Origin of the sequence: Nocardiopsis eucommiae, assembly GCF_965344335.1 — a bacterium.
Lineage (GTDB): Bacteria > Actinomycetota > Actinomycetes > Streptosporangiales > Streptosporangiaceae > Nocardiopsis > Nocardiopsis eucommiae.
Genome location: NZ_CBDRIY010000042.1, coordinates 1 through 22,919, shown reverse-complemented (window position 1 = coordinate 22,919; position 22,919 = coordinate 1). Strand labels below are relative to the sequence as shown.

The 22,919-nt window shown below is 66.4% G+C and carries 15 protein-coding genes; 13 read left to right on the top strand and 2 right to left on the bottom strand.

Going from position 1 to position 22,919, the window contains the following annotated elements; translation table 11 throughout:
* Nucleotides 1–111: 111 nt before the first annotated feature.
* From ACRWK8_RS22405 to ACRWK8_RS22345, 13 genes are all read left to right on the top strand, one after another.
* On the top strand, nucleotides 112–3,201 hold the full coding sequence (locus ACRWK8_RS22405) for a hypothetical protein (protein ID WP_431872691.1): 3,090 nt from the start codon (nucleotides 112–114) through the stop codon (nucleotides 3,199–3,201).
* Between the two features lie 314 nt (nucleotides 3,202–3,515).
* Entirely contained in the window at nucleotides 3,516–3,839 is a 324-nt protein-coding gene (locus ACRWK8_RS22400; protein WP_431872689.1) for a hypothetical protein, read from the top strand.
* 230 nt (nucleotides 3,840–4,069) lie between these two features.
* On the top strand, nucleotides 4,070–5,287 hold the full coding sequence (locus tag ACRWK8_RS22395; protein WP_431872687.1) for a hypothetical protein: 1,218 nt from the start codon (nucleotides 4,070–4,072) through the stop codon (nucleotides 5,285–5,287).
* 66 nt (nucleotides 5,288–5,353) lie between these two features.
* Entirely contained in the window at nucleotides 5,354–7,243 is a 1,890-nt protein-coding gene (locus tag ACRWK8_RS22390) for a phage tail tip lysozyme (protein WP_431872685.1), read from the top strand.
* 176 nt (nucleotides 7,244–7,419) lie between these two features.
* Nucleotides 7,420–8,319 (top strand): hypothetical protein, encoded by a 900-nt coding sequence (locus ACRWK8_RS22385; protein WP_431872683.1) that lies wholly within the window; start codon nucleotides 7,420–7,422, stop codon nucleotides 8,317–8,319.
* The gene (locus ACRWK8_RS22380; protein WP_431872681.1) at nucleotides 8,319–8,969 is read left to right on the top strand and encodes a hypothetical protein; all 651 of its coding nucleotides are present in this window, start codon (nucleotides 8,319–8,321) and stop codon (nucleotides 8,967–8,969) included. Before ACRWK8_RS22385 ends, ACRWK8_RS22380 begins: the two co-directional genes overlap by 1 nt.
* Nucleotides 8,970–9,258: 289 nt before the next feature.
* Nucleotides 9,259–10,086, top strand: a complete 828-nt coding sequence (locus ACRWK8_RS22375; protein ID WP_431872679.1) for a hypothetical protein — start codon at nucleotides 9,259–9,261, stop codon at nucleotides 10,084–10,086.
* Nucleotides 10,083–10,754 carry a hypothetical protein gene (locus tag ACRWK8_RS22370; protein ID WP_431872677.1) on the top strand — a complete coding sequence of 224 codons (672 nt, stop codon included), beginning with the start codon at nucleotides 10,083–10,085 and terminating at the stop codon, nucleotides 10,752–10,754. Before ACRWK8_RS22375 ends, ACRWK8_RS22370 begins: the two co-directional genes overlap by 4 nt.
* A gap of 84 nt (nucleotides 10,755–10,838) precedes the next feature.
* Entirely contained in the window at nucleotides 10,839–11,351 is a 513-nt protein-coding gene (locus ACRWK8_RS22365; protein WP_431872675.1) for a hypothetical protein, read from the top strand.
* 27 nt (nucleotides 11,352–11,378) lie between these two features.
* Entirely contained in the window at nucleotides 11,379–12,314 is a 936-nt protein-coding gene (locus ACRWK8_RS22360) for an AAA family ATPase (protein WP_431872673.1), read from the top strand.
* A gap of 326 nt (nucleotides 12,315–12,640) precedes the next feature.
* The gene (locus ACRWK8_RS22355) at nucleotides 12,641–14,425 is read left to right on the top strand and encodes an AAA family ATPase (protein ID WP_431872671.1); all 1,785 of its coding nucleotides are present in this window, start codon (nucleotides 12,641–12,643) and stop codon (nucleotides 14,423–14,425) included.
* Between the two features lie 103 nt (nucleotides 14,426–14,528).
* Nucleotides 14,529–16,880 (top strand): hypothetical protein, encoded by a 2,352-nt coding sequence (locus ACRWK8_RS22350; RefSeq protein ID WP_431872669.1) that lies wholly within the window; start codon nucleotides 14,529–14,531, stop codon nucleotides 16,878–16,880.
* Between the two features lie 96 nt (nucleotides 16,881–16,976).
* Nucleotides 16,977–20,981, top strand: a complete 4,005-nt coding sequence (locus ACRWK8_RS22345) for a type IV secretory system conjugative DNA transfer family protein (RefSeq protein WP_431872667.1) — start codon at nucleotides 16,977–16,979, stop codon at nucleotides 20,979–20,981.
* Nucleotides 20,982–21,105: 124 nt separating this feature from the next.
* On the opposite strand, the gene ACRWK8_RS22340 is transcribed toward ACRWK8_RS22345, so the two are convergent.
* A complete protein-coding gene (locus ACRWK8_RS22340; protein ID WP_431872665.1) occupies nucleotides 21,106–22,197 on the bottom strand; it encodes a hypothetical protein in 1,092 nt (363 codons plus the stop codon).
* Nucleotides 22,190–22,807 (bottom strand): hypothetical protein, encoded by a 618-nt coding sequence (locus ACRWK8_RS22335; protein ID WP_431872663.1) that lies wholly within the window; start codon nucleotides 22,805–22,807, stop codon nucleotides 22,190–22,192. The genes ACRWK8_RS22340 and ACRWK8_RS22335 overlap by 8 nt, the downstream gene beginning before the upstream one ends.
* Nucleotides 22,808–22,919 lie beyond the last annotated feature (112 nt).

Here is a 22,919-nt window from a genome sequence, read left to right as displayed (position 1 = left end):
CGGCAGCGAGCGGTGGAGCAGGATGCGCTCGGACGCGGTCAGCGAGGTCCGTCCTCTGGTCATGAGCGGACCAGTGCCTGGCGACGCCTGGCCGTGTGGTTGCGCTTGGCCGTGCTGGCGATGCTCCTCGCCTTCCCGTTGGCCATGCTGCCTGGCGACTCGCTGCCCGCGCACGCTGACAGTGACAACGAAGAGGAAGTCCAACAGGACGAGGGAGACGAGGACGAGGAGGAGTCGGCAGACGTCGGCGCCAGGGACGGTGGCGCCAGGGGTGGAGACAGCGGCGGTGAAGAAGACGAGCTGGACAGCCTGTCGTTCTACCGGCTCTCCTCGTCAATGACGGCTCTGTTCTCGACCGCCCAGGAGCCGGGCAACACGATCGAGCTCGGGGGAAACTGGGAAGCGCTGATCCAGAATCCGGCCAGTTCCGGATCGATGCTGGGGTACCCCGACGAGCAGTACAACATCCTGCGGGGATGGATCGACTCACGCAACGCTCAGTCCTCCAACGACGTCGGTTACGGGTCGTTGGTGGGAGCTCAAGGGTCCGGCTTTGATCACGCCTCAGGGGCCCGCAACTACGCGCTCTTCGGGGCAAGTCTCAACGGCTTGGGCCTCGACTCCACCAGCTCTGGTCTCGCCCTCGGATTCTCCAGTTGGATGATGGGCGGGATCGTCCTGATCCTGTTCATGGTCGCGGCAGCCATCGACTCCCTTTGGTCGATCATTCTCAGTACTCTGATTCTGCTCAACCCCTTCAGGCTGATCTACGACGGGGTTCAGGCTACCTCCGGTCAAAATTTCGCCGACAATATGACCGGCGGCCAAGGTGGGTCCGACACTAATTGGCTGACCGACAATTTCGTCGCTCTGGTCGGTTACGGTTACGGTCTGCTGGTCGGGATTTCATGGGCTGTGCTTCTTCCGGTCTTTCTTGGTGTCTTCGTCATGGGTCTCCTGCTGTTCAAGAGAATGGACCGTGGAGCTGCGACGAAGAAATTCCTTATTCGCTTCGTCTTCATCTCTGTTGGGGTACCGATTATCGGGGCCATGTACAGCGGAGTGCTCAACTCGATGCAGGAGGCTACTAACGAGGGAAATTCAGCCGCAACGGAAGTAGTTTTCTCCACCTTCCTCGATTTCGAATCCTGGGCCATGCGGGAGCGCCTGCGTGTGCCCTCGGGGGCCGTAATCGAATGGGACGTGAAGGATCAAGCGCCATCCGGTGATTCTCAAATAGCTGTTCGCGACACCGCTTTGCTGATCAACGCCAACTCTCTGGGATTCTCGGAGGGGCGTGTCCGGCTCTCAGGGGAGGAGGCGACCTGGGGTAGTGACATGTTGGCGGGAGACAGCTCGACTTACGAAGATTCGCACTACGCGGCGGTCAGTGACATGCTGAACCGGTACATGAATGTCCATCACGTTAATGCCGCCTCTTTCGAGTCCGAGTCCAAGTCGACCGTGGCCGCCGAGGACATGGAAAACGCGACCAGCTGGTTCGATGAGTATATGGAGCGCCCCTCAAGCCTTCAGGATCTTGAAGACGCTCAGTCGAACCCGTTGCTCTCCGTCGCTCCCGACTCTGGACTGACTGCGAATCGAGAAATGGCATCGGGGGAAAATAGAAGCGACAAGATCCATTTTATTAGCGAGCGGGGGACGCAAGCGGCGTGTGGGCGCAAGATCGCTGACACGGGAGGTGTACCCGCAGCCTGTAACCTCGCTCCGTTGGCGATGTACAACTACCTCAACACGGATTTCGGGCCGACCTCCTACACCTCCTACTCTTCGGGCAAGTCCACCAGTGAGGCGACTCGGTACATCCACAATTCGGTGAACCTCGTGGGTACCGGCATCATGAGTTTCATCTACTGGATCCATGCCGTGGTTCTCCTGGGAGCGTTCGTCGTCATCGGGCTCGGCTACTCCCTTGGGCTGTTGATGGCCAACATCCGACGCACCTTCCAGCTGATTGGATCGATCCCGTTCGCGGTGGTGGGCGTGGTCTCGGGCATCGCCAAGTTCATCATCTACACGGTCGCGATGATCATGGAGATCCTGGTCACGATCTTCCTCTACAAGCTGGTGTTGGCTCTTCTGCTCGCGATGCCGGAGATCATCTCGGCCCCGTTCTCCGGGGCCCTGACCGGCAATGAAGCGCCAGCTCCGCCAGCGTTCGTGGAATTCCTCCAGCAATCAGGGTTCCTGCACATGGTCGTCACCCTGGTGTCGATCGTCGCCGTCATCCTTTTCACGATCATGGCGATGCGTGTGCGCAAGACCCTGGTCAAGGCGGTCGAGGACGGAGTCACCAAGGCGGTCGAGAAGTTCGTCGACAGCAAGGCCCAGACGCCCCCCAACACCATGCGGCCGCACAGGCCCGGCAGCGGGAAGGCCTCGGCGGCGGGTGGCAACCGGTCGATGAACGGAGCCCGGGGCATGAAGAACCCCAAGGGCCTCAAGGGTGCGAACGCGGGTGGGACGAACGCGGGGGCCGCCGCAGCGGGTCTCGGAGCCGGAGCGGGAGCGGCCGCGATGACGGCCGACAACAACACCAAGGTGAGCGGTGACGTCAACACCGACGGCAAGTTGGAGGCCGACGATCCCGCGATGGCCGGCGGAGGCAGCTCGGGTTCTGGACTGGAACCCAGTGCCCAGGAGCGGAACGCCGCGGGTGAGGCCGAGCTCGGCCGTCGGGTCGAGCGGGACGGTCTGTCCGACGACCCGATGAAGGCCATGGGCGAATCCGCCCGGCAGTCCGCCGCGGGTTACGCGGAGGCGGACAGACAGCGGCTGGGGGCGGCCAAGGACGGCGTCGCGGCGGCCGGCTACTCCGCGATGGCCGTGGGGCGCGGTGTGGTCGGGGACAAGGCCGGAGCCGTCGAGTCGGCGGGCAAGGCCGCAGAGAGGCGCGGTTCGGCCATGTCGAGGAACGCTGAGGCCAGCCGAACCGCGCAACAGGCCGGGAGGTCCTCCCTCGACCGTCCGCAGAGCACCCCCAGGCTCGACCGGCGGGTCCAGAAGGGGCAGCAGATCTCGGACACCGGACGCAACGTGTCCGACGTCGCCGGTGCGGTCGGAGGCGTCAGCGGTGGTGCGCCCAAGCCCGCGCAGCCGCAGCCGACCCCGAAGAAGCCGCCGAGCGCGGGTGGGGGCACCCCGCCGCGGAACCGGAGGCGTGGACCGAAACGAAAGTGATTTTGGTAACTGGGAAAACCTTTGATCGTTGAGAGGAAAGGCGAGAGTGGATCCGCTTGGTCTCACACGTGTTGGCCGGAGTTGGTCAATGTGACGGTGCTCGGAGTTTCCCCTGATCCGGAGCTAACAATGTGATGGACAAAGTTGCCGCTCGCGACACCCGACAGTTAGAATCAGCCCTCAGAGAGCCCGCATTGGAACGGAAGACCGAGGTACTGGCACCCTCATCCGTACCCCAGGCCTGTTGAGCTTTCTGCCCTCACACTCCCTCACAGTCGATCCAGGCCAGGACCCGAGGACAAGGACCACCGAAAATGAACCTGAGCAATCTCCCCTCCGCGTCATGGGACCTCCTCTCATTTCTCGAGAACGCCACCAACTACGTGCGACTGGCTGGCGGATCCGCCCTCGCCCTGATGGGCACCGTCGGCGTGATCTGGGGTGGCGTCCTGCTCATCAAGAAGCTCATGGCCACCCAGCAGGACCAGACCAGTTGGGGCAAGGTCGGCGGGCTGATTCTGGTCGGCGGTGCCCTCATGGTCGGCGGATTCAGCCTCCTTTCCACCATCGCCGCTGGTGGTAGGGCCACCATCGAGGACCTGGGCGGTGGAGCCATGATTCTCCTGGGGCTCGGCTAGTCCACGACGAGGCACCACCGCACCATCGTCCTGAATCATGGTTGTGCATCGGTAGGTACGAATGAGGGTCGGCGGCGCGAGAAGCCGTCGACCCTTTGCGCATTCCACAGGTAGGCCCATGTTCGAGCGACACGGCAGGAGCACGTCACGTGAGTTTGAAGGAAACCATAACGACGTACGCGAAGAAGATGAAACTGGGTCCCCATCACGCCATTGAGCGTTTCGGGGTCATGACCGCCTGTTTCACCGTCACCTTCGCCATGCTCCTGACCGGGACCATCGCCTCTGCCGTCGCCAACAACCGGTCCCAGCTGAGTGAGACCGCGCTGTACACGGCTTCGTTCACCACCTCCAGGACCGAACTCTCCGGAACGGTCGAGGGGATCTACACGAACGGTGACGGTGACCGCGCCCTGGTGCTCATGCAGTTCAGTGACTCCAGCGTCGGATCATTCTCCGCCGACGCGGCCAACTACCAGGCGTTCCTCACCGGGTCGAACGAGCGCCTCGACACCCAGGCGCTCGGCACGAACATCACCGGCTCCATCATCGTCTTCGGCTCCACCGGATACATCGGGGTGGTGCTCGACTCCGACGCCCCGTTCGCCCAGCAGATCATGAGCCTGACCCTGCGTGCCAACAGCGAACTCGTGTATTCGGAGGACGCGGGCCGCAACCTCAGCCAGGACCTTCGCGACGACGGCAGCTTCGCCGAGTTCGACCAGTGGCGGGTGTTCGTCAACCCCGGAGCCTCCGGCACGGTGGAGGCCCCCTCCCTGGACAGCAACAGGGTCGACCCGGTCGCCATCTACTACGAACTGGTGGTGGCCGAGCAGGAGGAGGAGATCCGTACCCAGATGGACGAGCAGCTCCTCCAGATGCGCGCGGTGCTCAACCGCATCGGCGAGTACGACGGCGAGATGAGCCGGATCAACGTGGACGGCGTGTTCATCGAACCGCCCGAGGTGCCGGTGCAGCTCGCCGGTGACGCGGTCACGGGTGACGAGGCCGAGGGCGAGGACGAGTCCACGTTGGAGCTGGAGACCGAGTGGGTGCACCCACGCGGTTTCGACTTCGACTGGCGTTCGGGTTCGGTCGAGGAGGGCTATCTGGACGCGATCATGCCCGCGGACGAGAGCTCCTACGTCACGTTCCTCAACGAGAAGGCCCGAGCCGAGGACGGAAGCACCCTCTTCTCCGGCAACGAGATGGAATGGATCCTCACCGACGGCAACGACCTGCAGGAGTACGGGCACTCGAACCAGTCCATGAAACCGCTGCGGGACATCATGAACAACACGACCCAGGCCTACCAGGAGTACCTCGGCCTCAAGAGCTCCTACCAGGTCGACTCCTACAGCGAACTGCTGGAGCTGGAAGTGACGCTGCGCGGAGTCGACTCGGCCGGATCGGTCAACGGGGACGAAGAGGTCCTGCTCACCTACTGACCCCGGTCTACGGCGGGGCGGTTCAGAAATTCCAGACGGTGCGCTGAGGGAAGAGGAGAGGGCGTCATGTCGGGCATCGGCGGCGAGGACGAGATCCCCGAACTCCCGGGCTCCGGGTCGCGACGCGGCCGGACCCCGGGCCTGGGAGCGGCGGGTGACGCCGCCGGTATGGCGTCGGGCGGCAACGTCCCCGGTCTCGGATCGGGCGGCGGCGGTGTCCCGGGCGTCGGTGGCGAGGACGGCGTCCCCGGCGCCAAAGGGGCGGGTAAGCGCATCCTGGGCGCCATGGCCGACGACGGGGGTGAGTCGGAGGAGGAGAGTGATCCGTCCAAGAAGGCAGGCGCCGGCGGCCCCGAGTTAGGGGCGGCCGGGACCTCGGCAGCCGCCAAGGGCGACTCCGAGGAGGGTAAGGGCAAGGGCGGAGGAGCAGGCAAGGGCATGGGAGCGGCGACGGTCGCCCCGGCCGTCAACATGGCGTCCCAGCTCATGGTCCTGCTGAAGTTCCTCAAGTGGCTCAAGGGCATGGTCACCTCGATGGTGGCCTCGGCGATCAATCTGTTGCAGATGGTCGCCTTCTGGGCCACCGTGGCCGTCAAGTTCGCGGTCGGCGCCGCACTGGTCCTCGGCGGGATCGTCGCGGCGGCCCTGGGCGGAGGCGTGATCGCGGGAGCGATCATGGGGGTCGGCGCCGTGCTCATGGTCTTCGCCGTGATCGCCATGGTCGCGGTGGGTGTCGCCGGAGAGGGCAACACGGCCGCCCAGCACGACGGCAGCGTGGACGACTGCCGTCCCCAGGCCGAGGCGGTGGTGAGCGAGATCGATGACAACTACCAGTCCGGGAGCGACAGCGACTCCATGGACGAGATGGCCGAGCAGATCTACGCGGTCCTGTCGGGCATGGGTATGCGGGACGAGAACATCGCGGGGGTCCTGGGCAACTTCGAGCAGGAGTCCTACATCGACCCGACGACCGTCGAGACGATCTACAACGAGCGCTACCGGGTCGGGCCGCGGACGAAGGACGCGGAGGAGAAGGGTTTCAAGGTCGAGTTGATCGACGCCGGCTACGCCGCGGACTGGCCCGCCATCGACCTGGTGGGCATCGGTCTGGGCCAGTGGACCAACGGCCGCAACTCGATGCTCACCGACTACGCCGACAAGGTCGACGGCGAGTGGTACGAGCTCGAGACCCAGCTCAGTTTCATGGTGACCGACGACGACCCCACCCGGGTGCGGTTCGTCAAGTCGTTCATCGAGGACTCCGACAACTCGATCCGGCAGGCCACGGAGGACTGGATGGTCAAGTGGGAGGGCCTGACGCTGGACAACTCCGTGAACCAGCCCCGGCTCGAGAGCCGCTACCAGAACTCCCGTGTGTGGTTCTCGAAGATGAAGTCCTGGGAGGCCGACGAGGAGCTCGCGGACTCCATCCTCGAGCAGGCCTCGATGTCGGTGAGCAACGCCAACCAGAACCGCCGCGACGCCGCGATCCAGGAGTGCCGGACCGCCAGCACGGGCGGCGGGAGCGTGGTCCAGGCCGGTGACACGGTGCCCTGCGACTCCTTGGGGCGGATGCACCCGGACGCCTGTGACATGCACAAGTTCCTCCAGGACGAGTTCGGGGGCTTCTTCCTGACCGCTGGCGGACAGCGCAACGAGCCGAGCAGCAACCACCACAACGGCCAGGCCATCGACTACATGATGGCTCCGCTGAACAAGGTGCCCTCCGCCGAGATGCGCCGATCAGGGGACACCATCGTCAACTTCGTGATCGCGAACTCCGAGGAACTGAACATCAGCGGAATCCTGTGGAACGAACGCAAGTGGGCGGCCGGAAACGACCCGATCGGAGAGTGGAACGAGGAGAACACCCGGTACGCGGGCGGGCGCGGGAGCAACACCCAGAACCACGTCGACCACGTTCACATCAGTGTGGGGCCGGACCCGTTCAAGTAACGCCGTGTGGGACCGAGTGACAGGACAGGAACCAGGAGAGGAGCGCGACGGTGTCCGACGAAGAACACGGGAAACGTACCGACCGAGCCGAGGACCCGTCGGGTGACGGAGCCTCATCGGAAGAGCCGGCGACGCCTGAGCGGAAGCCCTGGCACCAGATGAGCCGGGAGGAGGTGATGGAACGCCTCGACAGGTTCGAGGCCAAGCAGCGGCCCAACCGCCGGAGGATGACCGGTGACGACGTGGAGGAAATGCTCCGCGATCGTCGTGCCCGGCGTCAGGAGCGCAGACGCGAACGCGGGGAGCGGCGCGCCACCTCCCCGCACTCCGAGCGTGACGTCGGCAGGACCGTGCGGTTGAGCCTGGGAGCGGCGTTGCTGGTCGGGGCACTGGGATTCGGGGCCCTGGCCGCGTCCAGTACGGACACCACGGAGGCTCGGGCCCACGCCAACGAGGAGTCCATCGCCATGCTCAAGGGCGACATCCGCGGCCTGGAGTCCGAGACCTGGAACGAGGAGGACGCCGCCGCCTTCGAGGAACAGATGGAGCGGGCCGTGTCGGAGGCCTGGGAGAAGGGTGGGCAGGTGGCCGAGGCGCAGAACACCTACCAGGAGATCTTCGCCGACCTCAACGACGCGGAACTGTCCGGGGACGGGGACGCCGGCGAGGTCTACGCCCCAGTGGGTGAACACCGCGAGGAGCTCATCGACTTCTTCGCGGAGTCGGCACGGATCATCGAGGACGAGGAGGACTACTCTCCGGGAGCCGACGTGTTCTACGGCCCCGGTGAGATCGACGTGCTCGCCCCCTGGTACACCCGCTACGCCGACGAGGGCCTCACCACCTACGCGGAACCCTCCGCGAACTCCTGGGAGCTGGTGGCCGTCACACCTCGCGGGGGATCGTCCCGCACGGTCAACGTGGCCTGGCTCAACCGCGACTCCTCCAGCGGTGACCTCCTCGCCTGGGCGAGGGCCACCTACAGTTCCGACGCGGGGACGTTCCACAGCCTCTACGTCGGTGAGACCACGATCGGTGAACGCCCCTCGGGCGGGCCGGACCGGGATGAGGACTGATGGGATTCCTGCAACGCAACTCCTTCCCCTTGGTCGGGGCCGGTGTCCTGGTCGTCGCGAGCGTCTCCTTCGCGCTGACACGGGGCGCTCAGGAGGACGTCCTGGCCGAGCAGGAGCAGCAGATCGTCGAGCTCGACGACCGCAGGGCCGAGTTGGTGGCCGAACAGGAGGACCGGGGGCGCCTGGTCGCTGACGACGTCGTGGGCACGAACGTCCATCGGTTGGCCGAGGACGAGGAACTCATCGAGGAGGTGCTGGGCACAGCGCTGACGTGGGAGAGCCATGCAGAGTACGAGTCGGCGCGCACCACGATGACGAACGTCCACGGTGTCCCCGAGGACTCGGCGTTCATGACCGAGTTCCTGCCCAGCGCACCGACGAACGTCGAAAGGGGGGGAGAGGAACACTCCCTCATCGACCTGCTCGGACTCGACTCCCGGGTGAACAGTTTCCAAACCGACCTGATATCGATTCAGGGCACCGAGTACGCCTATCTCGTGGTGGTCGATGTGCGGACCACCTCCGACGACGGACAGGCGAGCTCCCTCAGCACTGCGACGGTGCTGTTGACCACCGACGGCGACGGCGGAGTGGCGGACCTCGAGGGGTACGCCACGACCTCCCGGGTGCGTTCCTCCGGTCCCGACTGAACCGGAACGGGTGCACCGGCCCCGGTGGTCCAGCGGGCCGGGGGCGCGGAATCCATCACTATTGTGTGGGTTGAGAGAGCCATTCTGTTTATGACGAGAAGTACCGCGTGGTCACTGAGGAGAGGAGGTCAACGTGGCCGATGGTGAATACGGGTCCGAAAGGCCCTCTGCGTCACCGTCGTATTCGGCGAACCCGACCGGCGGCGCCCACCAGCCGGCGGGCGCCGAATCCTCGACCGGGCCGAAGGGGGCCTCACCCCGGCGCACCGGGGTCGGATGCGCGACCCTGTTGCTGCGCCTCCTCTACTGGTCGGGCACGGTGCTGTTCCTCCTGGGCGGACTGGTGTTGCTGGTCGGCGCGGCCGCGATCAGCTCCCGTCACGAAAGCCAGCTCCAGGAACAGGCGCAGGACGGCTTCGACGCCCAGCGCAACATCGGCGTCGCCGAGCAGGGGCTGGAGGACCTGCCCGGCGAGGAGGAGGCCAACCGCTGGCTGGGCCAGGCGACCACCGTGGGCGAAACGGTGGCTGAGGCGCAGAACACCTATCTGGAGCACGCCGGGCCGCTGCGCCTGGACGAACTGCCCGAGAGGACGCCCCGGTTGGGTGAACGGGACGAGTGCGTGTCCTACCTCGACGAGCGGCCCACCGAGCCGCGTGACTACACCAACGAGGAGCTCACCGCCTGCGCCGAGGGCCTGCGCCAGGAGGGTGTCGGTGGTCTGAGCCGCCATCTGACCCCGCACTTCGCCGCGCACGTGCGTGACGACAACGGTTTCAACGCCGTGAGCCAGTGGCACTCCGAGGTGGCGGCCCTGGACGGCCTGGAGGACGAGTCCACCGTCACCGACTACACCTGGACCTCTCATGAGGCGAAGGTCTTCGAACGGGACGGGTCGATTCCCATGGTCTGGACCCTGACCCACGAGGAGACCGGACAGATGGTCGCCTGGATGCACGGGACCTACGACCCGGTGGTCAAGAAGTTCGACCAGATGGTGCTGGGGTCGGTGGCGGTCGGTGCCGAGGAGGAGGACGCCGGGGACGAGGGCGTCGGCACGGACTCAGGTGAGGACACCGGGGACGGTGCCGACGCGGACGGGGGGGACCCGGAATGAGCTTGGCGGAGATCGAGGCCTACGAACGTGAGCGCGAGCTCCGCCGGAAGAGGATCCGGCTCATCCTCTCCTGGGCGCCCCTGACCGTCGCCGTGCTGCTCTCGGCGATCGGAGGGCTGGCCGTGTGGCTGGCCTCCTCCGGACACGAGGAGGACCGGGCCCAGGTCGCGACTCTGGTCGAGGAACTCCAGGAGGATGACGAGCGGGCCCAGGCCGAGTACCGGACGGGCTGGATCGAGGCGTTGGAGAGCTCCTCGTCCGTGCGCGTCGCACGGGTGGAGGCCGACGGCGACTGGATGCGCGAGCTGTTGCGTGAGGCCGTGGAGGCTGAGGGCGACGTCCGGGTCGAGCCCAGGGTCCCCGTCGAGGAGGAGTCCCTGCTCCCGGCCCAGGAGTTGGCCGACGGCGGTGTCCCGGGCCTGGGGCCGGAGGCCAGGGCCGCTCTGGGGGAGTTCTCCCCGGTGGTGGTCGAGAGCAGGAAGGCCGACTACTCCTACTTCGCCTACGTGGAGGTCTTCGACGCCGACGACCTTCCGGAGGCCGGAATCGACGAGGATGACCAGGTGTCCCCCGTCGCGACGCTGTCCGTGGCCTGGACGACCGACTACGCGGGTATGGTGACCCACTTCGACGTTCAGTGGACCGACGAGGATCCGCTGCGATCCTGAGGGGACGCCGCACATCCGACCCGTTCCCGGGGCACTCCGCCCGTCCCCCCAGCCCCGACCCCCGTCCCCGCCAGGAGAACATCCATGAGCCCCGCCCGACCACCGGCAAGGAAGAAGGCGAAGTCCGCCTTGGCCTCGACGCCCCGACGTGAGACGAAGCCGCAGGACGAACAACAGGACGGGAAGGAGCCCGCGGGGCGGGCCACCGCGACCGAGCCGACCCACGGGAACGACTCGGCACGGCCGCCACTGGCTGCGCGGATCCGCACGCGCCTGGGGCACTCGGGGACGCGGGCGCTGTTGGTGGTCGTACGTTCCGGCCTGAGGTTCGGGGCGGTCGCCGCCACCTACGTTCTGGGGATGTTCGCCGCGGTGACCGTGGTCCCCAACGTCTTCCTCATGGTCTCGGGTGGAAGCGGTGTCGGTCCGGCGTCGCCTCTGGAGATGCAGGTGACGTACTGGCTGGTGCCCTCCCTGTTCCTCATCGGTCTGATCTTCGTCCTGGTGCTGGTCGTGGCGCGGTGGCTCTGGCGTGCCCAGGGTGGACTGGCCACGAAGGCCCGGCGCTCCCTGCTGGGAGAGGAAGCCGGTCGGTGACCCCTCGTACCGAAGAAAGGCGAACGCGTGAAAATCGCACCCCTGAAGCTCACTGACCCGTGGCTCCATCGTCTCGCCCGCGACAGCGAGGCCGACACGGAGACCCTGAGCGCGGTGCCCTGTGAGATCTCCGTGCGCATGGAGACGGTGTCGGTCCTGCATCACGGCACCGACCAGAACCATCGCCCCTACCTGCACCTGCGCGGACAGATCGTCCAGATTCAGCCCGACGTCGCCCTGCCCTACGGCATCACCGCGTTGCCGTTCCGCTCCGGGTCGGAACCGAACTTCGACGCCTTCTACGAGTTCGGCACCGACCAGCTGCTCGAACTGGTGCGCAAGGGCTACTTCGGATCCCGGTTCCAGGTACCGGAGTCCATGACCGGCATCGTCTGGGAGCTGCCCGCGGAAGCCGACTTCCTCCTGGTCGCACCGGAACGCATCGACCAGCCGCCGCTGGCCTTCGTAGGCGTACGCAACCAGAACAACACCGAACTCAATGAGGGGAACAGCGGGTACACCCTCGCCGAGTACTTCCCCGACTACTCGACGGAGGAGCCGGAGTGGGCGGTGATCGAGAACCAGCCGGCCGTGTCCGAACGCTCGGAGCAGATCGAGGACCTGTTCGCCGATGAGGAGTTCGACGTGGTCCAACGCGGCCAGACGAGCTCCGTGCGCCGTGACGAGGGCGCGGTCGCGAGCACGGTGAACCAGGTGCCCGGAGGGGTGTTCGACCGTGTGCTGGAGGAGGTGCGGGCCCAGCGTCGCGTGGAGGAGGCCACCCTCCGGCCCGGGGTTGACTACGTCGAGGACACCCCCGAGGGAATGCTGCGATCGAGGATCCACCCGGGTGTGGCGGCAGCGCTGTCGGGTTCGGGGCGAGACGTCCCGGCCGACCGTCGCGGTACCGACCACGCCGCGGGGAGCGACGACCCCGACGGTTTCCTCGACCTGGACGATTAGGGCCGACGCCGGAACCGGGCCTCGACCCGGGAGAAGCGTGCTGACTAAGGCGTGGGGCGGGACGGGCTATCGCGGAACCCGCGAACACGACTCGACGGTTCCGGTGCGGTTCCGTGCTTTCTTCCCGCGTCTTTCACGCATGCTCTCGGGGCGCCTTCCCCCCGTTTGGAAGGCGGCCCCCGGTGGCATTTACGGGCCCCTTGAACAGGGATTCCCGTTGGTCCTTGTCAGGGTGCTGCGTGCTAGGATATTGCTGATTTATGAGCACAAATTGAGCGGCATCGAGACGAAGCCGTAACCTTCTCATCCACAGAAGGTGGTGTTGGTTGTTCACCCGGTCCGACGGTTCCCTCGCTGAGGACCTCAACGAGCTCTACCCGAAGCTGGCGAAGTACAGCGATCCGCTCAAGGCCGCCGAGCGTGAGATCGTCGGCCGGGAACGCGAGATCTCCCAGCTCATGGCCGCCATGTCCCGGCCCGAATTGTGCAACGCCCTTTTGCTGGCTCCCCCCGGTTCGGGAAAGACCGCCCTGGTCCAGGCGGCCATGACGGCGGACACCAAGCGGCTCTACCTGGAAGTGGACCTGGCCAGGATGATCGCCGGCCTGAGCACACCCGACGAAATGGCGGCGCTGCTCAAGGGCCTGTTCGACGAGGCCGAGCTGTTCAGCACCGACGAGCAGGTCGAGCTGGTCCTGTTCATCGACGAGTTCCACCAGGTGGTGCAGCTCAGCTCGGCCTCCGTCGAGGCGCTCAAACCGGTGCTGGCGGCCTCGGGCGCACGCGGTATCCGGGTCATCGCGGCCACGACGTTCGACGAGTTCCACAAGTTCGTGGCGCCGAACCAGCCGCTCATGGAACGCCTCCAGCGCATCAACGTGAACCCGCCTGACCAGAGCACCACGGTCCGGATCCTCAAGGGGATGGCCCGGCGGTACGGCGTCGCGAACCAGTTCTACGACGACCACCTCTTCGAGCTGATCTACGAGTACACCAACCGGTACATCCCGGCCTCGACCCAGCCGCGCAAGTCGATCCTGGTGCTCGACTCGATGGTGGGCTGGCACCGGCACAGCGGGCGCCCGATGGACCGTGCCCTGCTGGCCGACGTCCTCATGGAGTCGACCAACGTCAACGTGGCCTTCAGCGTCGACGCGGTGAAGATCAAGCAACAGCTGGACAGCGCGGTCTTCTCCCAGGACTTCGCCACCAGTGTGGTCGCCAAGAGACTCCAGCTGTGCGTGGCGGACCTGAACGACAAGACCAAGCCGATGTCCTCCTTCCTGCTCACCGGTTCGACCGGTACGGGAAAGACGGAGCTCACCAAGCAGCTCGCGAAACTCCTGTTCGGTGACGACCAGCGCCACCTCATCCGGTTCGACATGTCCGAGTTCGCCCGCGAGGAGTCCCTGGACCTCTTCCGTTCGGAACTGACCAAACGTGTGTGGGACCTCGGGCACGCCGTCCTGCTCTTCGACGAGATCGAGAAGGCCGCCTCCGCGATCACCCGCGTTCTGCTCCAGGTGCTCGACGACGGCAGGCTGACCGACGACAACGGTCGCCAGGTGTCCTTCCTGAACACCTACATCGTGCTCACCACCAACGCGGGTTCGGAGATCTACGAGACCATCGCCCAGTACAACGAGGACGACACGGGGTCGGGAAAGGAGCTGGTGGAGAAGATGAAGGAGATCCGCCGCTCCATCGCCACCACCCAGGGCGACAACAAGTTCCCGCCCGAACTCCTGGGCCGTATCGACGCGATCGTTCCGTTCCAACCGCTCTCGCGTGAGACCCAGCGCAAGATCGTCAAGAACAGGCTCCGCCAGATGCGCCGCGAGATCATGGTCAAGCACGGGGTCCGGGTCGAGATCGCGGAACGGGTGCTCCAGTACCTGATCGACGACCACGCCGACACCGATTCCAACGCGGGCGGAGCGCGTGCGGCCATCGCGAAGATGACCGACGAGGTCACCATTTCCCTGGCTGCCTTCATCAACGCCCATCCCCACGAACGGGTGCTGCGGGTGGACGTGCGCGGCATGATGCGCAGCGAGAACAAGGGACTGCGCCAGAGTGATTCCTATGTCGAGGTGACCGCGGCCCGATAGGGAATCGGCATGGACCGCGGGGATTTCCCGTGCCGAAAAAGCCACTGGTCCTACGTGATAATCACTTCGTTAATTCAGCACAGGAACGGGAGAGGATGTGCCGATGGGACTCATGGACAACATGCGGCAGCAGGGGGCGGACGACGGCACGTCCTCGGAGAACACGGAGGCGGCCGCCGCCGCGCCGGGCGCCGACGGGAAGAAGCGCCGTAAGCGGAGGAAGCCCGAGGAGATGCTGGCCAGCGTGGTGCGGGAGAGCGCGGTCAACGCCGCCGTCGACCTGCTCAGGCAGAACGAACGCTTCTCCCTGCCCGGCAACAACTCCTGGGTGGCCCTCGCCCTGCCCGTGGCCGAGATCGGGGGGTTGAGCAAGAAGCAGCAGAGGGACGAGGCCAAGGGCTCGCTCATCGAGCTCATCAACCACGACCTCATCCAGGCCATCACCACGCGGGCCCTCCTCGACGAGGAGATCCTGGGCATCATCCCCACCCCTCAGACACTGGAGCGTATGGAGGAGTACTCGCTGCTCACCAACGCCACCTACTTCTGGATGGTGCTGAGCCCGAGCCAGGACGGCACGGAGCTGACGGTCAACCCCGTCAAGGACAAGCCGGCCACCTACGCGGACGCGGTGGCGGTCGCCCACGGAAACCGCGACATGTCCGAGTACCTGCCGCACGTGTGGGCCTGGACCCAGGCCATCGACGCCCCCGAACCCGGGCCCGGCCCCATGGTCCCCGGAGCCGCCACCGGGCACGGTACGGGTCCGAATGCGGCTGCTCCGGCGTTCGGTACGGGTCCGAACCCCGCGCCGCTCGCCCACAACCCCGCGCCGCCCCAGGCCGCCCCCCACCCCGACGCGGGCGGCGGCTTCGGCGTGCCCGCCCCCACCGGTCCCTTCCCCGGTGCCCAGCCCCCCGAGACCAACGCGGCGTCCGGCCACGCCCCGTCCGCCGACGACCCCTCCACGGGCGGTGAGGACCCGCTGATGTTCAGCGAGGAAGCCGACGACGTGTTCGCCGAGGAGACCGACGAGGGTCTGGGAGTGCTGGACCCCGAGGACTTCCGTGACGACGAGTCCGGCGGATTCGACGAGGGGGTCGAGTACGAGGAGGACGAGGAAGAGGAGGACGAGGACACCGCGACCTGGGAGGAGTACGCCGAACAGCACCGGGACCGGGAGTTCACCGAGGACGAGGTGCGCGCGACCATCGCGCGGCGCTTCCTGACCGGTGACCTGGACCTCGACGTCACCCTCGACGAGTTCGAGGCCACCTTCGACACCAGAGCTCCGGCGGTCCTGCTGGACCTTGACGACTCGTTCACGGACAAGCCCACCGACTGGCTCGGTGAACAGGTCCACCAGCTGGCCAAGCAGGCCAACGCCGAACTGGCCACACTCCACAACAAGCACCGTGGTGAACTGCGCGGGCTCTTCGTCGAGACGATGAGCCTGCACGCCGAGTCGGTCATGCGCGAGGTGGACGAGGAACGAGAGGGCTCCGTCTACCAGAGGCTCGCGGCCGCCACGGAACAGGAGTACCGCGAGCTCAAGACGAGAGCGCCCGAGGAGGTCAGCCATCAGCGCTCCGAGATCACCCGGCGCTACGAGGAGGACGCCGACCAGCGGGCCGAGCTCGCGGCGGCCCAGGCCCGACAGGTCTTCTGGGACCGGGTCCGGCCGGAGTTCGAGCGCAAGATCGCCGACGTCGCCCCCGAGATCGAGCACCGCAACGAGGAGCGCCACGTCCACCAGCGCCAGATGGTGCTGGAGATGCGCCGCAGGGACGCGCACACACGGATGCAGCTCGGTGCCACCCGCGCCTTCCAGCTGCTCTCCGAGCGCGAGGCCGCCCAGCGCGAGGCCGAGACCGCCCTGCTCACCCAGTGGAACGCGAGGCTGACGCGGTACATCGACGACAACCGCAAGCAGGACATCGCCCGTGCCGAGGCCCTGGCCGTGCAGCTGCGGCTGGACAACAGCATCGAGAAGATGCAGGCCTCGAACGCCCAGCGGACGGCGGAGCTCAAGTCCGAGCACGAGGCGCAGACGCGCAGGCTCACCAGTGAACTGGATGCCGTCAAGGCCGAACTGGAGCGCACCCGCGAACACGCCGAGGCGCGGATACGCGAGCGCGAGCTCGAGTGGCGGCACAAGGCCGAGACCAACAACCAGATGTACACCGGCCTGGCGGATCGGACCCGTGGCCTCACCGACACCATGCACCAGGAGTACGCCAACCAGCTGATGGCGGTGAACCGCGCCAACCAGGCCAGCATCGAGGAGCTGGACCGCGCCAACCAGGTCCAGCGGCGCGCCAACAAGATCCTCTTCGTCCTCATGGCCGTGGTCTCCCTGGCGGCTATCGGCGTGGGCGTCATCCTCGGCTGGTGGATCGGGTTCAACACGTTCGGCAGCAGCGCGATGGCCCTCTCTGTGTGGCTCGACCAGTAGACGCCCGCAACGCCCCCACCCAGGCCCGCACCACCGCACGGACTGGGGCCCGTCCCGGTGCCCACGTCGCGTGCACGTACCAAGGAAAGGCGCACCATGGCCAGGAGGAGTTCCAGCCCCAAGGCGGGCGCCTGGGACAATCTCTCCTCACGCAAGACCGAGGAGACGATCGCCAACCGCGACGTCTACGAGTCCCAGCAGCTCGAACGATCGAAGATCGAGGACAGGAAGACCCGCACCTCGGGCACCGTCCTCGCCGCCTCCGCCGGTCTGGTCGTCGTGGGGCTGGTGTGGTCCCTGTGGTCGGTGGGCGAGTACGCGGTGGACACCGTGAGCAGGACGCTGAACGGGCCGACCGCGCCCGCGTACGTCGAGCGCGAACAGGTGTCCACCACCCAGGTCTGCTTCCGGGTGTTGGACGAGGCCGGGGAGGCCGTCCCCGACCAGCCCTGCCACGAGACCCGGGCCGCGGCCGAGGAGGAGACACCCCAGTGGGTGCTCGATGACATGGAGGCCCAGCAGGCGGAGCTCGACGCCGACCGCGCGGGCCTGCCCGACACCCCCCTGGGCTGGTTCGTGCGCCCGAACCTGTTCAAGCTGGGCGTCGGTCCCGGTGTGGGCCTGCTGGCGTTCGGCCTGGTGTACCTGTTGCTCATGCGCAAGCGGGACTCCCAGAACCTGCTGCACGACACGAGCGACATCAACCAGTACACCGGTGACCAGCACATCGCCCTGCCGCAGGAGATCGTGCGCAAGTTCGACTGGTTCCCCGACGTCGGCGCGCACTCGGCCGTGCAGCCGAACTCGATGATCAGTCACGTCATGATGACCAACAAGGGCCTCAAGCAGGTCCCGGTCGCCCAGCGCGCCACGGAGGACGTCCTCGACTCCGACGGCGACATCGAGTACCTCAAGGGCGAGATCCTCCGCGATGACGACGACCGGGCGATCACCCGGAGGAAGCCGCTCATCGACGAGAGGTTCGGTGACGACCTCTTCGAGGCCTCGGGCCTGCCGAAGGACAAGTCGCTCCGCAAACGGTTCGACACCACCGGGATCCCCTACAACCCCGACGGCAAGGACCGGGAGAAGCTCGGGAGGTACAAGACCGTCGCGGACATGATCAACGACGACTGGACCTTCCCCGAGTACGAGGTGCAGCGTCCGGCCGGCGCCTACATCGTGGACACCGCACCGGTCAACACGATGGTGCTGGCCATCACCCGGGCCGGCAAGGGCCAGACCTACATCGAGCCGATGGTCGACATGTGGTTGCGGGAGAAGCGCCCCAACAACATGGTCATCAACGACCCCAAGGGCGAACTGCTGGTCAAGCACTACGTACGGGCCACGATGCGTGGCTTCCAGGTGGTGCAGTTCAACCTCATCAACGCCATGAAGACGGACATCTACAATCCGCTCGGCATGGCGGCGGAGGCCGCTCGTGAGGGCGACTCCACCAAGTGCGCTATGTACATCGAGAACATCGCCGACGTCTTCTTCCCGCTGGACGGCGGCGAGGACCCGGTGTGGCCCAACGCCGCCAACAACGCCTTCAAGCGCGCCGCCTACGGTCTCATCGACTACTACCTGGAGGAGGAGCGCGAGCTCCGCGACTACGCCGCCCGGGTGAACATGGACCCCAAGGTCCTGGAGACCAAGCTCGACGAGCGGTGGGGCAAGGTCACGCTCTACAACTGCTACCAGCTGTTCGTGCAGCTCTCAGCGAAGAAGGTGAAGAACCCGGTCACCGCCGTCGAGGAGAAGGCGCAGAACGGCGACTACGGCAGCCCGGACGACGGCACGTTCCGCGAGGAGGAGGCCGTCTCCGAGATGGAGGAGGCCCAGCGCCGGGAGTTCCTGTGGGAGGGCAAGGAGGAGCTGGACATGCTCACCCTGTTCTTCAACGCCACCAACGGGCTTCCGCCGAACTCGATGCGGACCCTGGTCGGCAACGCCGACAACGCACTGCGGGCCATGGGCGCCGCCGAGAAGATGCTCGCGTCCGTGTACGGCATCGCGATCACCGCGATGAGCTTCTTCACCGACCCCACGATCTCCACCCTCACCTCGGGCACCCCCAGCCAGAACACGGACCTGGGCGGGCTGAGCTTCCCCCGGCGCATGGGCGTGCGGTTCGCGAGCAACTACCTCAAACGCGACCACCTGATCGGCGCCCAGGCCAGGTGGGACGCCTACGCGGACGCGGGGTTCACGGAGCCGCTGGGGCAGGACTTCGAGCACGACGACATCGTCTCCCGTGAGGGCTGGGCCCGGTTCTACTTCCAGGGCAAGTTCCCCAGGGACGTCGCCCACGTGCGGCTGCGGTTGCTGAACCCCCAGACCGGCATGCTGATCCGCACCTTCTACTTCCGATTCATGAAGGACTACCAGACCTCGCTCAACGGCAGGTTCTTCATCACCGATCCGGTGACCGACCAGAAGATCGTGCGCAACGGCATCCTCCTGGAACTGAAGAGGAACGACGACGGTGCGTTCGCGCCGGGGCGGACCACCTATCCGCAGATGCGGCTGACCAACATCACCGGGGACCTGCCCGAGAAGGAGATGGCTCAGGCCAACGCCATCATCAACACGATGGTGCGCTACTCGGAGCAGCCCAAGGCCGTCTTCCTGGTGACCCCGCCGCACCTGATGAAGTACGCCAAGCTGATCCTGATCCTGATCAAGCAGCTCGTCGACCTGAACTTCGACAAGTCGTACATGACCAAGGAGAACCAGAAGCCGCTGTACAAGACCCGGTTCATGCTGGACGAGCTGGGCAACCTGCAGTCCGAGGGGCACGGCATCTCCGGGTTCGAGACGATGCTGTCCATCGGTCTGGGCCAGGACCAGCAGTTCACCCTCATCCTCCAGACCCTCCAGCAGCTGCGTGAGGTCTACGGCGAGAGCGTGGACAAGATCGTGCAGGGCAACACCTCCAACATCGTCTTCCTCAAGAGCACCGACGACTCCATGCTCGAGACGCTGGAGAAGATGTCGGGCAAGCGCCACACCACCTACATGGACTCCAAGACGGTGACCCAGGACAAGGGGAAGCTGCTCAAGGGATCCAATGTGGAGGGCAAGGTCTCCTACACCATGGCGACCAAGGAGGAGCCGGTCATCTCCTACAACGACCTGGCCTTCATCTCCGAACGCAACTCGATCGTGTTCCGTGCGGGCGACTCACCCGTGTGGAACCGCAACGAGATGATCCTGCCGATGAGCTGGCGGCTCTTCAAGGACACGATCGTGCACCCCGGCCACGACTACACGCTCCAGACCATCCCCACCCTCTCCAGCGCGCTGGACTTCGACGTGCGGATGAACCAGCCCGACTTCGAGGCGATGCTGGCCAAGCGCATGCAGCAGGCGGAGCTGGCCGTGGCCTGCCGTGAGAAGCACCAGAAGGCACACGGCCTGTCCCCGGTGGACGTCTCGCGGTTGGACCCGGACACCTACGCCAACGAGGTCATGGAGCTGGTGGACGCCGCGCGCGGTGAGGAGTACGCCGAGGAACGGGGCATGAGCGCGTCCGAGGAGGTCAACCCGGAGGACCTCCAGGACGACCTCGGCCTGGACGACCTCGACTGGGAGTTCGACGAGTCCCTGCAACAGCTCGTCGACATCCAGCAGGCACGGATGGACGACTTCCGGACGATGCGCTATGCGAACAGGACCGTCAGCCGGGACATGCTGGTCAACTTCTCCTCCGACCCGGAGCGCCCCCACGCGGGCGCACTGGACGGCACGTTGGACAGCCAGATCATCGAGGCGTACAAGCTGGCCCGCTCCTACATGGAGCAGGACGGCGCCCACTTCTCCACGGGTCCGGACGGCTCGCTGCGTAGTGCTGACGGCTCGCGGGACTTCATCTCCCGTCAGGACGAGTCGGACGCGATGCGGAGGCTCCAGCAGGCCAACGACGACGGCCAGGAGCGGGTCTTCGCCGAGGACCCCCAACAGCTGGTCGACCTGCACGGGTTCCGGGTGCACGGGGCGTTCTACGAGTTCCTCGCGGAGCGGGACGACTGGCTGGACCTGGGCCGTGGGGAGTTCGACCGGGCGATGGCCAACGTGATGCGCAGACAGGAATAGGAGCTCGGGCGGTGGAGTCCGCTGGGCCGACGAGGGGCGTGTGAGCGGTCGGCGCGCGCCCCTCAGTTGTCCGAGCGATGCTGAGCGCGGCCTCCGCCCAGCGCTCAGCCCGGGAGGTCGGTTCCTACACGTCCGGGCCGTCCTCGTCCTTGGAGTCGTCCGTTTCGGACTCGTCGATGATCTTGGCCAGCTTGGCGGTCCCCTTGGCCACGGTGGAGCTTCCCTTGGCGAGTGAGAGCAGACGCTTCCTCTTTGCCGCGCGCCCGGATTCCGGGGGCGCGGAAGCGGGACGGGCGGCAGCACCGACAACAGGCCCCGCACCCTTCGCCGCGCCCGCGTGGTTCGTGCTGACGGCGGTGCCGGTCGGCCGAACGGTGCGGGGCCTCAGGTCCGCGTAGGACGTGGCGTTCCGCAGTATCGCGGTCTCACGGTCCCTCTCGGCGTGCAGTCGCGGCGGGAGGCTGATGGAGTCCAATCTGGCGGCCAGGGCACGCGGGCTCGGGCTCCTTGCCCCGTAGTCGTCCATCGTCACCTGGGCGCGTACCGCGTCGTGTGCCAGGAACCGGTTCAGACTCTCCGGCAGGTGCGGCTGTCGGGGGAACTCGGTGACGAACGCGATGTTGTCGAGCCCGACCTTCGGGTTCCTGATCAGGGCGGGGAGCTCGGTCTGGGCGAGAAGGGTCCTCGCATGCACCTCGGGGGCGAAGACGCGGACCCTGCCCTCGGCTGCCCCGGCCATCGACGCGGAGAGTTCGGCCCATGCCCTGTTCCTGCTCCGCGCCGTGACCGTGGTGGGGATTCCGTACTCTGATCTCAGATACTGGACCACGTGGTCGTCGTAGAGGCGGTAGCCGTCCAGGCGCCTGCCCGCGGAGGTCTCCGAGAGGACCTGGTAGTTCCGTGTCCTCGCGCAGGCCTGGGCCTGGAAAAGGCTTCCGACCGGGGGAGTCGACCCGTCGGGTGCGGACCTGTCAGTCCCGAACGCGAAATCCCGGCCGGTGGCCCCGTCGACCGGATTGTTGGTGGCGTAGTCGTTGAGGTAGCCCGCGACGTCGGGATCCCCGTGGGTGACGTAGCCGGCCCTTCCGCAGTCCTGGACCAGCCTCTCTGCGGCGCGCTCCAGTTCGTCCACGGAGACGGTGTCATAGGAGGACTCGATCCTCCGCGCGTCCGCCCACTCTTCGGGGGTCAGGCCTCGCCTGCCGGGGCTAACCATGTGTGGCACCCACCGCCGGAGGGTGGAAGGAGAGGCTCAGCAGGGCGGCGGCGCGGTGGTCGGCCTCCCAGGTGAACCTCGGAACCCCCAGGGTGAGCAGGACGACCGGGCCGTCGGCGCCTGGGGGCGGTGACCAGAAGGTGACCCGGAAGGGGTTGTCCGAGGGGGACTTCGGCCTCCTCCAGGGACCGTCCAGGGGAGACTCGGGAAAGGCGTCGTCCCCCGCGCGGCCGGTCCACGTCGGACTCCCCCAGACACGGGAAACGAGCTGGCCGAACCGTTTCCACTCCGCGATGCCCCGCTCGACCACCGCCCTCTTCTCGTGCGCCTCGGAGGTTCTGACCTCCGCCGGTGCATGGTCGAACCGCACCGCGTTGACCGGGCTCCAGTGGCCGTTGGAGGCGAGGGTGATCCGGTTTCCGTGCCCCGTGGTCACCGTGAGTTCCCGCTCCACCGTCCGGGGTTCCCAGCCGTACCGAGAACACCACGCGTCGAATTCGGAGGGTCCCGGACCGGGAGGCCCTCTCCAGACGTCCGGCCAGTCCACCCGGGAGAGGCTCGTGACGTCGTCCAGGAAGGCCTCGCTCGACATGGGGTGTTCCACCTGCATGGAGTGATTCCCTTTCCGTGTCATCAACGAGCCGAGTACGGTCCGCCCTCTTGGATGCTGGGGACGGCCTCGTTGTTCGCGGAACGGGAAGAAGGGCGGGCGGACAGGAGGG